The sequence below is a fragment of the Mesorhizobium sp. KR2-14 genome, assembly GCF_040049255.1.
In the GTDB taxonomy this organism is placed as follows: Bacteria; Pseudomonadota; Alphaproteobacteria; order Rhizobiales; family Rhizobiaceae; genus Pseudaminobacter.
Genome location: NZ_JBDZDR010000005.1, coordinates 199,215 through 212,308, shown reverse-complemented (window position 1 = coordinate 212,308; position 13,094 = coordinate 199,215). Strand labels below are relative to the sequence as shown.

The window sequence follows — 13,094 nt, the reverse complement described above, 5'->3', positions numbered from 1 at the left end:
TTGGCTTGCCCTATAGTGGTTGCAGGCTGGAATTGCTCCGACATCGACGCGAAATGCGGGAGGTGGCGCAGGTGAACATCCAGGACCAGAAATTCAGGCGAGGCGGCGGTCGCGACCGTGGCCCAAAGGGCCGAGGCCTCGATGACAAGGCGCTGCACGAGGTGCGCGACCTGCTGATCGACAGGCCCCGCCGCCGCGACCTGCTGATCGAATTCCTGCACCTGATCCAGGATCATTATGGCTGCCTGTCGGCCGCGCATCTGCGCGCGCTGGCCGAGGAGATGAAGCTGTCGCAGACCGAGGTCTACGAGGTCGCCTCGTTCTACGACCATTTCGACATCGTCAAGGAAGGCGAGACGCCGCCCGCGCCGCTGACCATCCGCGTCTGCGATTCCGTCAGCTGCATGGTGGCCGGTTGCGAGACGCTGCTGAAGGAACTCGCCGCGAGCGTCGATCCGAAGGCGATCCGTGTGGTGTGCGCGCCCTGCATGGGCCGCTGCGACACTGCGCCCGCCGCGCGCCTCGGCGACCGCGAGGTCGATCATGCCACCAGCGACGGGCTGATCAAGATGGCCCGCGACGGCGAGACCAAAACGGTGGTGCCGTCCTATGTCGGGCTGGATGCCTATCGCGCCGCCGGCGGCTACCGCCTGCTGGCAAAAGTGCGCGCGGGCGAGATCGGTGCCGAAGCCTTGATAGAGACCATGCAGGCCGCCGGCCTGCGCGGCCTTGGCGGGGCAGGCTTCCCGGCCGGCAGGAAGTGGAGCATCGTGCGCTCCTTCAACGGGCCGCGCCTGATGACCGTCAATGGCGACGAGGGCGAACCCGGCACCTTCAAGGACCGCTTCTATCTCGAAAGCGACCCGCACCGCGCGCTCGAGGGGGCGCTGATCGCCGCCCACGCGGTCGAGGCCGAGCGCGTCTATTTCTACATGCGCGACGAATATCCGGCGGTACTGGAAATCCTGCGCACCGAGATCGCGGCGCTCGCCAAGGCCGGCATCATCGCGTCGGGCTTCATCGAGCTACGGCGCGGCGCCGGCGCCTATATCTGCGGCGAGGAAAGTGCGATGCTGGAGAGCATCGAGGGCAAGCGCGGCCTGCCGCGCAACCGCCCGCCCTACATCGCCGAGGTCGGGCTCTTCGGCCGGCCCACCCTCAACCACAATGTTGAGACGCTGTGGTGGGTGCGCGACATCGTCGAGCACGGCGCGGAGTGGTTCGCGGCCAAGGGGCTGCCCGGCCATCCCGGCATCAGGTCCTGGTCCGTCTCCGGCCGGGTAAAGCAGCCGGGCGTGAAGCTGGCGCCGGCCGGGATCACCGCGCGCCAGCTGATCGAGGACTATTGCGGCGGCATGGCCGACGGCCACGAGTTCAAGGCCTATCTGCCGGGCGGTGCCTCGGGCGGCATCCTGCCCGCCTCGATGGGCGACATAGCGCTGGATTTCGGCGGCGAGCTCGCCAAGCTCGACGCCTTCGTCGGCTCGCATGCCATCGTCGTGTTTTCGCAGGCCGACAGCGCCAGGGACATCACGCTCAACCTGCTGAAATTCTTCAAGCATGAAAGCTGCGGCCAGTGCACCCCGTGCCGTGAAGGCACGGCCAAGCTGCTCGCGCTCCTGAACAGGCCGGCACCGCTGGACGAGGTCGCGATCCGCGATCTGGAAAGCGTCATGCGCGACGCCTCGATCTGCGGGCTGGGCCAGGCCGCGCCCAACCCGGTCAACCACCTGCTGAAATACTTCCGGGACGAACTGTGATGGCTGGCACGATCAAATTCACGCTCGACGGTAGGCCGGTCGTCGCCGCCGAAGGCGAGACCATCTGGAACGTGGCCAAGCGTGAAGGCACACTGATCCCGCATCTGTGCCATGTCGACATGCCCGGCTACCGGCCCGACGGCAATTGCCGCGCCTGCATGGTAGATGTCGAGGGCGAACGCCTGCTCGCCGCCTCGTGCATCCGCAAGGTAACCGAGGGCATGGTCGTGCGCACCGACACCGAGCGCGCGAAGAAGTCGCGCGAAATGGTTTTCGAGCTTCTGGCGAGCAACATGCCTCCGGCGGAAGAGGGGCCGGACAACCAGTCCGTCTTCTGGCTGTGGGCCGCTTCCATGGGCATTTCGGGCAGCAGCCGGTTTCCTTCCAAGTTCCAGAGCGAGCCTGCCGAGTTCGACATCACCAACCCGGCCATTGCGGTCAATCTCGACGCCTGCATCTCGTGCAATGCCTGCGTGCGCGCCTGCCGAGAGGTGCAGGTCAACGACGTGATCGGCATGGCCGACCGTAGCGACCACGCCCTCCCCGTCTTCGACATGCACGACCCGATGGGACATTCGACCTGCGTGAGTTGCGGCGAATGCGTGCAGGCCTGCCCGACCGGCGCGCTTTATGAAAAAACGCTGATGGACGAGGAGTTTCGCACCCGCGCCGTGCAGTCCTTCGACCGGGTGGTGGACACGCTATGCCCCTACTGCGGCGTGGGCTGCCAGACGCGCGTGGCGGTGAAGGACAACCGTATCGTCCAGGTCGACGGGCGCAACGGCTTTGCCAACCAGAACCGACTATGCGTGAAGGGCCGCTTCGGCTTCGACTATGCGATGTCGCCCGAGCGGCTGACCAAGCCGCTGATCCGCCGCGACGATGCGCCGAAGGATGCCAATGCCGACCTGCGCGACGTCGACCCGCTCACCATATTCCGCGAGGCGACGTGGGAAGAGGCGATGGAGCGCGCGGCAGCCGGACTGGTGGCGATCCGCAACGAGCATGGCGGCAAGGGGCTGGCCGGGTTCGGCTCTGCAAAAGGCTCCAACGAGGAGGCCTATCTGTTCCAGAAGCTGGTGCGGCAGGGTTTCGGCACCAACAATGTCGACCACTGCACGCGGCTGTGCCACGCTTCGTCGGTGGCGGCGCTGATGGAAGGCGTGGGCTCCGGCGCGGTCTCGGCGCCCTTCAACGATGCGATGAAGGCCGATTGCATCCTCGTCATCGGCGCGCGGCCGACGGTCAACCACCCGGTGGCGGCGACCTTCTTCAAGCAGGCGGCCAAGCAGGGCAAGAAGCTGATCGTCATCGACCCGCGCGGCCAGGACCTGATGCGCCATGCAACATATGCGCTGCGGTTCACCGCCGGCAGCGACGTGGCGCTGCTCAACGCGCTCATCCACACCATCATCGAGGAAAAGCTCTACGACGAGCAGTATATCCAGGCCAATGTTTCCGGCTTCGAGGCGCTGAAGGCCAAGGTTAGGGACTTTTCGCCCGAGGCGATGGCGCCGGTCTGCGGCGTGGAGGCGGCGGTGATCCGAGATGTGGCGCGCATCTATGCCAAGTCGGAGCACTCGATCATCTTCTGGGGCATGGGCATTTCACAGCATGTCCACGGCACCGACAATTCGCGCTGCCTGATCGCGCTGGCGCTGATCACTGGGCAGGTCGGCCGGCCGGGCACCGGCCTGCACCCGTTGCGCGGGCAGAACAACGTGCAGGGCGCTTCCGACGCCGGCCTGATCCCGATGTACTATCCCGACTACAAATCGGTCGACAATGTCGACATCCGCAGCCAGTACGAGAATTTCTGGGGCCAGACGCTGGACCCCAAGACCGGCCTGACGGTAGTCGAGATCGTCGATGCCATCCATGCCGGCGAGATCCGGGGCATGTACATCATGGGCGAGAACCCGGCCATGTCCGACCCCGACCAGACGCATGCCCGCAAGGCGCTGGCGATGCTGGAGCATCTGGTGGTGCAGGACATCTTTTTCACCGAGACGGCCTGGCACGCCGATGTCATCCTGCCGGCCTCGGCCCATGCCGAGAAATGGGGCACCTACACCAACACCAACCGCCAGATACAGATTGGCCGGCCCGCGCTCGCCATGCCGGGCAAGGCGCGGCAGGACCTGGAGATCATCATCGACCTCGCCAACCGCATCGGGCTCTACTGGCACTATGGCGACGTGTCGGAGGTCTACAGCGAGATGGCGAGCGTCATGCCCTCGCTGAACCACATTTCATGGGAGCGCATTGAGCGCGAGGATTCGGTCATCTATCCCGCCGACGCCGACGACAAGCCCGGCAACGAGGTGGTGTTCACGTCCGGCTTCCCGACGGCGGACGGGCGCGGCCGCATCGTGCCGGCCGACCTTCTGCCTCCCGACGAGGTGCCGGACGAAAACTATCCGCTGGTGCTGACCACCGGACGCCTGCTGGAACACTGGCACACCGGCGCCATGACGCGCCGGGCCGGCGTGCTGGATGCCATCGAGCCCTATGGCATCGCCGCCATGAACCCCTACGAGATCGCCCGCAACAATCTAACCCCTGGCGACATGATCACGGTGGAGACGCGGCGCGGCATCATCGAGGCGATATTGCGGGCCGACCGCGAGGTGGCCGACGGCACCATCTTCATGCCGTTCTGCTTCAACGAAAGCCCGGCCAACAAGCTGACCAATCCGATGCTGGACCCTTACGGCAAGATACCGGAGTTCAAATATTGCGCCGCGCGCATCGGCAAGGTGCGGCATGCGGAGGCGGCCGAGTAGCCGCCCGCGCGATGTTGCGCGGCGGGGCTCTACCCGCCGTGCTTTTCCAGAAATGCCTCGGCCGAAAGCTCGCGGAAATCGTCGAGTGCTGCGCGCAGGCGGGCATGGTCCCAATCCCACCAGGCAAGCGCCTGATAGCGTTCGGCGGTGCGGCGGTCGAAGCGTTCACGGATCGGCTTGGCCGACACGCCGGCGACGATCGTGTAGGGCGGGACGTCCTTGGTCACCACAGCACCCGAACCGACGACGGCGCCATCGCCGATAGTGACGCCGGGCAGAACCGTCACGCCATGGCCGAGCCAGGTGTCGTGGCCGATACGCACGGCGTTAGAGCGCCGCCAATCGAAGAACTCTTCCTCGTGAGCGGCGTCTTCCCAGTAGTCCGCGGCGCGGTAGGTGAAGTGGTGCAGCGTCGGCCGCCAGGTGGGATGATTGGTGGCGTTGATGCGCACGGCGGCCGCGATGTTGGAGAACTTGCCGATCTCGGCGCACCAGACGCCGCAATCCTGCATGATGTAGGAATAGTCACCCAGCGTGCTCTCGTGCACGCGGCTGCGGTCAGCAACCTCAGTGTAACGGCCGAGGGTGGATTTTCTGACTTCCGCCGTCGGGTGTACCAGCGGCTGTTCCGATAGTTTCGTCGTCATGCCGCGATCCTTTCCGGTGCGAACTTCGTCACGTCGATGATCCGGTCGGCCACGGCATCGCGCACGTCCTGGTCGTGGAAGATGCCGAGCAGCGCCACGCCCTCTCGTTTCTTCTGAGCAATCATGCCGACGACGACCTCGCGGTTGACAGCGTCGAGCGAGGCGGTCGGCTCATCGAGCAGAAGCACCGGATGGCTGGTGATGAAGCCGCGCGCGATGTTGACGCGCTGCTGCTCGCCGCCCGAGAAGGTGGCCGGCGGCAGGAGCCACAGCCTTTCAGGCAGGTTGAGACGGGACAGCAGCTCGCGCGCCTTTTCGCGCGCCGGCTCCCTGCCCTCGCCCAGCGCCACCAGCGGCTCGGCGACCACGTCGAGGGCGGAGACGCGCGGCACGGTGCGCAGGAACTGGCTGACATAGCCGATGGTGTCGCGGCGGATGGCAAGCACGGTGCGCGGGCTGGCCGAAGCGAGGTCGACCAGCTGGCCGCCGTGATCGACGATGATCTGGCCTTCGTCCACGGCATAGTTGCCGTAGAGCATTTTCAGGATCGAGCTCTTGCCCGCGCCCGAGGGACCGCCCAGCACGGCGCATTCGCCGGCCTCGAGCGCAAAGGACACACTAGCCACCACCGGCAACTTGATGCCGTCGCGCAAGTGCATGATGAAGCTTTTGGCGACGTCGGAAACGACGAGAGGTGTGGGCATGGTTACACCTGCAAAATGGAGGAGACGAGAAGCTGGGTGTAGGGCGCGCGCGGATCGTCGAGCACGCGGTCGGTGAGGCCGGCCTCGACGACATGGCCGTCCTTCATCACCATCATGCGCTGGGAGAGCAGGCGCGCGACGGCGAGGTCGTGCGTGACCACGATAGCCGCAAGGCCGAGGTCGGTGACCAGCCCGCGCAGCAGGTCGAGCAGGCGCGCCTGCACCGACACGTCAAGGCCGCCGGTGGGCTCGTCCATGAAGACAAGACGCGGGCCGGTGACGAGGTTGCGCGCGATCTGCAGGCGCTGGCGCATGCCGCCCGAGAAGGAACGCGGCTCGTCGTCGATGCGGTCCTCGCCGATCTCCACGCGGGAGAGCCAGTCGATGGCGGTCGAACGAATCCGGCCATAATGGCGGTCGCCCACCGCCATTAGCCGCTCGCCGACATTGGCGCCGGCCGAGACGGTCATGCGCAGGCCGTCGGCCGGGTTCTGATGCACAAAACCCCAGTCGGTGCGCATGAGGAAGCGGCGCTCCGCCTCGCTCATGCGGTAGAGGTCGCGCCAGCTGCCGTCGCGCATGCGATAGCTGACGGTGCCGGAAGTGGGCAGCAGCCGGGTCGACAGGCTGTTGAGCAGCGTGGTCTTGCCCGAGCCGGATTCGCCGACCACGGCCAGCACCTCGCCCGGCCAGAGGTCGAAGGAGACATCTTCGCAGCCCAGCCGCGCGCCGTAATATTTGGACAGCGCATTGACGCGCAGAAGCGGTTCGTCGGTCATTCGGCAGGCTCCATGGCTTCGGGGGCGAGATGGCCGCGATGGCCTTCCGCCTGGCGCTTTTCGCAGTGGTCGGTGTCTGAGCAGACGAACATGTGCCCGCCCTTGTCGTCGAGAATGACCTCGTCGAGGTAAACCTGCTCGGCCCCGCACAGCGCGCAGGGCTGGTCGAAGGTCTGGATCTCGAAGGGATGGTCCTCGAAGTCCAGGCTGACCACTTCCGTGAAGGGCGGGATGGCGTAGATGCGCTTTTCGCGGCCCGCGCCGAACAGTTGCAGCGCCGCCGACATGTGCATCTTGGGATTGTCGAATTTTGGCGTCGGCGACGGATCCATCACATAGCGCCCCTCGACCTTGACCGGATAGGCATAGGTGGTGGCGATGCGGCCGTGCTTGGCGATGTCCTCGTAAAGCTTCACATGCATGAGGCCGTATTCCTCCAGCGCATGCATCTTGCGGGTCTCGGTCTCCCGCGGCTCAAGGAAGCGCAGCGGCTCGGGGATCGGCACCTGGTAGACCAGCGTCTGGCCCGCTTGCAGCGGATATTCCGGAATGCGGTGGCGGGTCTGGATGATGGTGGCCTTGGCCGTCTCCGTGGTGACGGCGACATCGGCGACCTTCTTGAAGAAGGCGCGGATGGAGACGGCATTAGTGGTGTCGTCGGCGCCCTGGTCGATGACCTTCAGCACGTCTTCCGGCCCGATGATGGAGGCGGTGACCTGCACGCCGCCGGTGCCCCAGCCATAGGGCATGGGCATCTCGCGGCTGGCGAAAGGCACCTGGTAGCCTGGAATGGCGATGCCCTTGAGGATGGCGCGGCGGATCATCCGCTTGGTCTGCTCATCCAGATAGGCGAAGTTGTAGTCGGCTATGTTCATTGCGCTGGCTCCGAAGATGCGCTGGGTGATGCGGACTGCGGGGCCAGTCCGGATTGCGCTTCGTACAAAAATGTGCGAGGTTTCCTCTCGGGGGGAAGAGAGGCATGAAACGCGAAGCTCTGATCCGCGAGCTTCGGGCGCTGGCCAGAAAGCAGAACCAGACCTTCGAAGTGTTCACCGATCGGGGCAAAGGCTCGCACTACCGGATAAGACTTGGCGACAGGCTGACGACCGTTCCGTCCGGAAATTTGTCCGAGCTGATGGTGAGGACCATCAAGAAGCAGCTGGGCGTTCTGTGATGAGCAACGCGCCTCGACGGCAGCGGTAGCCGACTGGAGTTGAACCAAATGGAATACATCTACGCGGCGAGGATCGAACCCGATCCGGAAGGCGGCTTCCTGGTTACGTTTCCGGACGTTCCGGAAGCGATCACCGCTGGCGCGACACTGATCGAGGCCCGCGCCAACGCCTCCGAGGCGCTCGGGCTGGCGCTGCGGGGCTATCTGGTTCTCGGTCGGCCGCTTCCGGCGCCGGCCACAAAGCGCAAGGGGCTGGTGGAAGTGCCTGTCGACGCAACTACGGCGTTGAAGCTGGCCGTGGTCGAAGCCTTCAACGCAAGTGGCATTTCGAAATCCGACCTTGCCCGCAGGCTGGGCAAGGCAGAGGGCGAGGCTCGCCGCATCCTCGATCCTGATCATCCGACCAAGGTTCAGGCGCTGGAGGCTGCCCTTGCCGCGCTTGGCAAGGAGATCGTCATTTCGGTGCGGGACGCCGCGTGAGCCGACGAGGATAGCAGAAGGGATCATTCCGCCGCCTCGCGCTTTTCTTCCACAGCCTCGCGCGCATCGTGCTCGGCGCGCATGCGGCGAATGAGGTCGAGCTCGGCCTGGAAGTCGACATAGTGCGGCAGCTTCAGGTGCTCGACGAAGCCGGTGGCCTGGACGTTGTCGGAATGCGAGATGACGAATTCCTCGTCCTGCGCAGGGGCAACGACATCCTCGCCGAATTCGCGGGCGCGCAGCGCGCGGTCGCACAGCGACATGGACATGGCCTTGCGCTCCGACTGGCCGAAGACGAGCCCGTAGCCGCGCGTGAACTGCGGCGGGACCTTTGCCGAGCCCTTGAACTGCGTGACCATCTGGCACTCGGTGACACGGATGCGACCGAGCGGCACGGCGAAGGGCAGTTCCGGCACTTCCAGCTCCAGCTCGACCTCGCCGATGCGGATCTCGCCGACGAAGGGATGGTTGCGGCCATAGCCGCGCTGGGTGGAATAGCCGAGCGCGAGCAGGAAACCCTCGTCGCCGCGGGCGAGCGCCTGCAGGCGCAGGTCACGCTCGATGGGGAAGTCCAGCGGCTCGCGCGTCAGGTCGCCGGTTATGTGATCCAGCGGCATGTCGCCATCGCCTTCGATCAGGCCCTCATGCGCCAGGATTTCCGAGACGCGCGGCATGCGCCCGCCCTCGGCCTCGCGCTGCTCGGGTTCTTCGACCGGCGCGCCGGCCGCGATCTCGGGGTCGAGCAGGCGGTGCGTGTAGTCGAAGGTGGGGCCGAGCAACTGGCCCCCGGGCAGGTCCTTGTAGGTGGCGGACACGCGGCGCTCGACCAGCATGGCGCCGGTGTCGATGGCGTTGGTGTAGCCGAAGCGCGGCAGCGTGGTGCGATAGGCGCGCACCAGGAAGATCGCCTCGATCAGGTCGCCGCGCGACTGGGCGATGGCAAGTGCTGCCAGCTCGCGATCATAGAGCGAGCCTTCGGCCATGACGCGGTCGACGCCGAGCGCGAGCTGTTCCACGATCTGGTCGATGCGCAGCGCCGGCACCGAACGGTCGCCGCGGCGGCGGTCGGCAAGCAGCTTGTGCGCGTTGGAAATGGCGGCATCGCCGCCTTTGACGGCCACATACATGGGTCAGGCCTCCGTGGTCTTGATGCGCGTGGTGCGCGGCAGGCAGGCCACCCCTTCGGGTGCCGCCAGGATGACGTCGACGCCGCGCGGGAAGCGGGCGCGGTTCTGCTTCCACTGCTCGACAAAATGGCGCGGCAGGGAAACGGGTGCAAAAGCGAGCGATGTCTCGATGCCGGGGCCTTCGAGCTGAAGCGTCTCGCCGCCGGACAGGCTCGGCACCTGCAGGATGAGCGTGGTGGAACGGTCGGGATATTCCTGCGACCCTTGCGCGAAATTCTCGAGCGAGATCAGCTCGGCCGGGTCCGACACGAGCGCGAAATGCGCATCCGCCGGGGTGTGGGCCAGCGGCGCGCCGGTGTGAAAGCCGAGCCAGTGGCGAGCGGCCGCGGAAGCCTGCAGGGCCGGATCGAGCCAGAGAGGCGTGTCGGCATCGCAGAGCGCGAGAGCGACGGCAGCCGCCACCGGCGCGAGCGGCGCGGGCGGAGCAGTGAGTTCGCCGCAGGGCTGGATGGTGCCGGGGCGGGCCATGGCGTCCATGACCGCGCGGAACACCACCTGCGCGTCAAAGACCGGATTGGCGAAGCCGCCGTCTATTGCCTCGGTTTGCATCAGTCCTCTCCGCGTACCATGGTGAAGAAGTCGACCTTGGTCGCCGCCGTCTCGGCTCGGCGACGGTCGTCGGCTTCGGCCTGCGCTGCCTGCAGCGGCGCGATGATTTTCGTTTCGATGTCGCCGCGGCGCGACGTGTCCTGCCACAACGCGTCGGCTATGGCCGAAAGCAGCGCCTTCTCCTTGTCGCGGCCGAGCGCGTAGGCGTGGCCCACCGCGCCGCCTTCCACGCGCACCGTGGCACGGGTGACGGTCGCCTCGCCGAAATTGAACGGCGCACCGCCGCCGCCGATGCGCCCGCGCACGGTGACCAGCCCGGTTTCGGGTCCGCGCAGCCGCTGCGCGTCGCGCGGCAGGCCGGCCTCGTCCCACAGCGCCTTCAGCGTTTCGCCCGGCGCATTGGCCAGCGCGGCCATTGCCGCCTTGCGCGCCTGCGCCTCTTCCTGTTCGTGCCGCCTGTCGGTCTTCATGGCCGCTCCATCGCCTTCCATATTTGTCTATTGCTCTATACAACTGAACAAATTATATTGGCTTTCTAGCGGCTGTCCATGACGGCTGAATGACGGAGCGAAAAATGAGTTCGACGGTTGGCGAAAGCGGCATGGAACGCCGAAGCGGGGTGGCGCTGTGGCGGCAGGTGGCCGACCGCATCCGGCTGGGCATCAGCAACGGCACGCTCGGCGAAGGCGGCAAGCTGCCGCCGGAGATCACGCTGTCGCAGCTATTCGGCGTGAACCGCCACACGGTGCGAGCGGCGATTTCGGCACTGGTGCAGGAAGGCGTGCTGCGCGCCGAGCAGGGGCGCGGCACCTTCATCGAAAGCCGCAAGCGGCTAGCCTATCCGATCAGCACCCGCACCCGGTTTTCGACCGGCTTGCAGGACCAGACGCGAGCGCGAAAGGCGATATTGCTCGGCCATGTGGTAGAGCCGGCAACGGAACGCGTGGCCGAGGCGCTGGGCATCGAGACAGGCGCGCCGGTGTTGCGGCTGGAAACCGTGACGGAGGCAGACAACCGGCGCATCTCGCGTGCAACGAACTGGTTCGACGCCACGCGTTTTGCCGGGTTCGCGGATGTCTTTGCCGAGACGGGGTCGGTGACCGCGAGCTTCGCGCGCTTTGGCGTGGACGACTATGTGCGCCGCACCACGCTGATATCGTCACGGCATGCGGATGCCGACGACCTCGACAACCTGAAACTGTCGCCCGGCGCCATCGTGCTGGTGACCGTGGCCATCAATGACGATCTCGAGGGCAGGCCAATCCAGTTCGCCGAGACGCGCTTTGCCGCCGATCTGGTGGAGCTGACGATAGAGACGTAGGGGCAGCTTACCTACCTTCGGTAGTGCTGTCGTCTACTGAGGCTCGCTGATCTTACCGGCCTGTACCCCCACCCCTAGCCCCTCCCCACAAGGGGGAGGGGGACGATTTTGCCGCCCCGACCGCCAAAGCCGGCCAAGGGTGGTGTTAGGCAGCTACACAGCAGAATTCCCCCTCCCCCTTGTGGGGAGGGGCTAGGGGTGGGGGTCATTTCAAATGCAGACAGGAGAGGATCAGGCCTCTCTCACACCGCTATCGAATGCCGCGCGCCGTTGTTGCCCAGATAGGCGTCGAAGGCCGAGACCACCGCGCGTACCACCGGGCGGCCGCGGTCGGTGACGACAAAGCGGTCGCCTTCGCGCACGATCAGGCCGTCCTCGTCCTCCGCCACCAACCGGTCGGCCAGATCGATCACCGGCGCTCCACCGGCGCCGAAGCTGCGGGCGAACTCGGACCGCGAGAAGAAGAAGTCGCACATCAGCCGCTCGATCACCCAGGCGCGCATGCGGTCTTCCTCCGACAGCGCAAACCCCTTTGTGACGGCAAGCCCGCTTTCGGACACCAGCCGCTCATATTCGCCGGTGGCGGTGCTGTTCTGGACATAGCCCTGAGGCAGCTTGCCGATAGAAGAGGCGCCGAAGCCGATCAGCGTGTCGAGATCATCCACCGTATAGCCCTGGAAATTGCGGCGCAGCCGGCCTTCGCGATGGGCAACCGCCATGGAGTCCGCCGGCTTGGCGAAGTGGTCGATGCCGATCGTCTGATAGCCGTGGCCCGAAATGATATCGGCCGCGCGGCTGGACTGCTCAAAACGCTCCATCACGTCCGGCAGCGCTGCCTCGTCGATCATGGTCTGGTGCTTGCGCATCCACGGCACATGGGCATAGCCGAACAGCGCGATGCGGTCGGGCGCCAGCGAAAGCGCCTGTTCCACGGTCGCCGCGACGCTGTCTGCCGTCTGGTGCGGCAGGCCGTAGAGCAGGTCGAGATTGACCGACTGCGCGCCGCGCGCGCGGGCGGCATCCACCACCGCCTTGGTCTGCGCAAAGCTTTGCTCGCGGTTGATCGCGGTCTGCACTCTCGGGTCAAAGTCCTGCACGCCGAGGCTGACGCGGGTCATGCCGATTTCGGCCAGCGCGTCGAAGCGCGCCTCGTCCATGTCGTTGGGGTCGATCTCGACGCTGATCTCGGCATTTTCACGGAAGGAGAAGCCCGTGCGCAGGATAGCGTTCAGCACGCGCATGTCGTCCGGCGTGAGCATGGTTGGCGAGCCGCCGCCGAGGTGCAGCGCGCCTACCTCGGCCTTGCCCGCCACGAGTTCGGCCACCGTGACGATCTCGCGGTAGAGATATTGCAGATATTTGGCGACCGGCTCGTAGCGGCGCGTCTGCCTGGTGTTGCAGGCGCAGAACCAGCACAGGCGGTCGCAATAGGGAATGTGGACGTAGAGCGAGAGCGCGGTGCCGGGCTCGATCGCACCAAGCCATTCGCGGTAGGTGGCGGAGGTGACGCCATCGTGGAAATGCGGCGCGGTGGGATAGCTGGTGTAGCGCGGAACGGGCGCTGCATGCTTGCGGATGAGATCTGGCTGCATTCGTCTGGCTCCGTGAAACTAAGCCAGACATAAAGGCGCCCCGCCCTGCGTCGTTGATCTCGATCAAGGCCGCCGGAGAGGTCCTTTGCGCCGCGCCCTGCCCCGGCGCGCGGCG

Annotated in this window: 13 protein-coding genes; 5 read left to right on the top strand and 8 right to left on the bottom strand. The window is 66.0% G+C overall.

Annotated features, from left to right (window positions below):
- Window positions 1-71: 71 nt before the first annotated feature.
- Window positions 72-1,760: an NAD(P)H-dependent oxidoreductase subunit E gene (locus ABLE86_RS15330; RefSeq protein WP_348779815.1), complete on the top strand. Its 1,689-nt coding sequence runs from the start codon at window positions 72-74 to the stop codon at window positions 1,758-1,760.
- Window positions 1,760-4,546: a formate dehydrogenase subunit alpha gene (gene fdhF, locus ABLE86_RS15325; protein ID WP_348779814.1), complete on the top strand. Its 2,787-nt coding sequence runs from the start codon at window positions 1,760-1,762 to the stop codon at window positions 4,544-4,546. Before ABLE86_RS15330 ends, fdhF begins: the two co-directional genes overlap by 1 nt.
- A 29-nt stretch (window positions 4,547-4,575) precedes the next feature.
- On the opposite strand, the gene ABLE86_RS15320 is transcribed toward fdhF, so the two are convergent.
- The 4 genes from ABLE86_RS15320 to ABLE86_RS15305 are packed head-to-tail and all read right to left on the bottom strand — an operon-like array spanning window position 4,576 to window position 7,551.
- Window positions 4,576-5,193 carry a DapH/DapD/GlmU-related protein gene (locus tag ABLE86_RS15320; RefSeq protein WP_348779813.1) on the bottom strand — a complete coding sequence of 206 codons (618 nt, stop codon included), beginning with the start codon at window positions 5,191-5,193 and terminating at the stop codon, window positions 4,576-4,578.
- A complete protein-coding gene (gene phnL, locus ABLE86_RS15315; RefSeq protein ID WP_348779812.1) occupies window positions 5,190-5,897 on the bottom strand; it encodes a phosphonate C-P lyase system protein PhnL in 708 nt (235 codons plus the stop codon). The genes ABLE86_RS15320 and phnL overlap by 4 nt, the downstream gene beginning before the upstream one ends.
- Before the next feature lie 2 nt (window positions 5,898-5,899).
- Entirely contained in the window at window positions 5,900-6,676 is a 777-nt protein-coding gene (gene phnK / locus ABLE86_RS15310) for a phosphonate C-P lyase system protein PhnK (protein WP_348779811.1), read from the bottom strand.
- The gene (locus ABLE86_RS15305; RefSeq protein WP_348779810.1) at window positions 6,673-7,551 is read right to left on the bottom strand and encodes an alpha-D-ribose 1-methylphosphonate 5-phosphate C-P-lyase PhnJ; all 879 of its coding nucleotides are present in this window, start codon (window positions 7,549-7,551) and stop codon (window positions 6,673-6,675) included. The genes phnK and ABLE86_RS15305 overlap by 4 nt, the downstream gene beginning before the upstream one ends.
- A 104-nt stretch (window positions 7,552-7,655) precedes the next feature.
- Between ABLE86_RS15305 and ABLE86_RS15300 the strand changes: the two genes are divergently transcribed.
- Complete coding sequence (locus tag ABLE86_RS15300; RefSeq protein WP_348779809.1) at window positions 7,656-7,850, top strand: hypothetical protein; 195 nt, start codon at window positions 7,656-7,658, stop codon at window positions 7,848-7,850.
- Between the two features lie 48 nt (window positions 7,851-7,898).
- A complete protein-coding gene (locus ABLE86_RS15295) occupies window positions 7,899-8,330 on the top strand; it encodes a type II toxin-antitoxin system HicB family antitoxin (protein WP_348779808.1) in 432 nt (143 codons plus the stop codon).
- Window positions 8,331-8,353: 23 nt separating this feature from the next.
- On the opposite strand, the gene ABLE86_RS15290 is transcribed toward ABLE86_RS15295, so the two are convergent.
- The 3 genes from ABLE86_RS15290 to phnG are packed head-to-tail and all read right to left on the bottom strand — an operon-like array spanning window position 8,354 to window position 10,536.
- A complete protein-coding gene (locus ABLE86_RS15290; RefSeq protein ID WP_348779807.1) occupies window positions 8,354-9,457 on the bottom strand; it encodes a carbon-phosphorus lyase complex subunit PhnI in 1,104 nt (367 codons plus the stop codon).
- A 3-nt stretch (window positions 9,458-9,460) separates the two neighbouring features.
- Window positions 9,461-10,066, bottom strand: coding sequence for a phosphonate C-P lyase system protein PhnH (phnH, locus tag ABLE86_RS15285; protein WP_348779806.1), 606 nt, complete (start codon window positions 10,064-10,066; stop codon window positions 9,461-9,463).
- Window positions 10,066-10,536, bottom strand: coding sequence for a phosphonate C-P lyase system protein PhnG (gene phnG / locus ABLE86_RS15280; RefSeq protein ID WP_348779805.1), 471 nt, complete (start codon window positions 10,534-10,536; stop codon window positions 10,066-10,068). Before phnG ends, phnH begins: the two co-directional genes overlap by 1 nt.
- Window positions 10,537-10,640: 104 nt before the next feature.
- Here phnG and phnF point away from each other — a divergent pair, with 104 nt between their 5' ends.
- Window positions 10,641-11,387: a phosphonate metabolism transcriptional regulator PhnF gene (gene phnF / locus ABLE86_RS15275; RefSeq protein ID WP_348779804.1), complete on the top strand. Its 747-nt coding sequence runs from the start codon at window positions 10,641-10,643 to the stop codon at window positions 11,385-11,387.
- 242 nt (window positions 11,388-11,629) lie between these two features.
- On the opposite strand, the gene hemN is transcribed toward phnF, so the two are convergent.
- Window positions 11,630-12,979 carry an oxygen-independent coproporphyrinogen III oxidase gene (hemN, locus tag ABLE86_RS15270; protein ID WP_348779803.1) on the bottom strand — a complete coding sequence of 450 codons (1,350 nt, stop codon included), beginning with the start codon at window positions 12,977-12,979 and terminating at the stop codon, window positions 11,630-11,632.
- Between the last annotated feature and the right edge of the window lie 115 nt (window positions 12,980-13,094).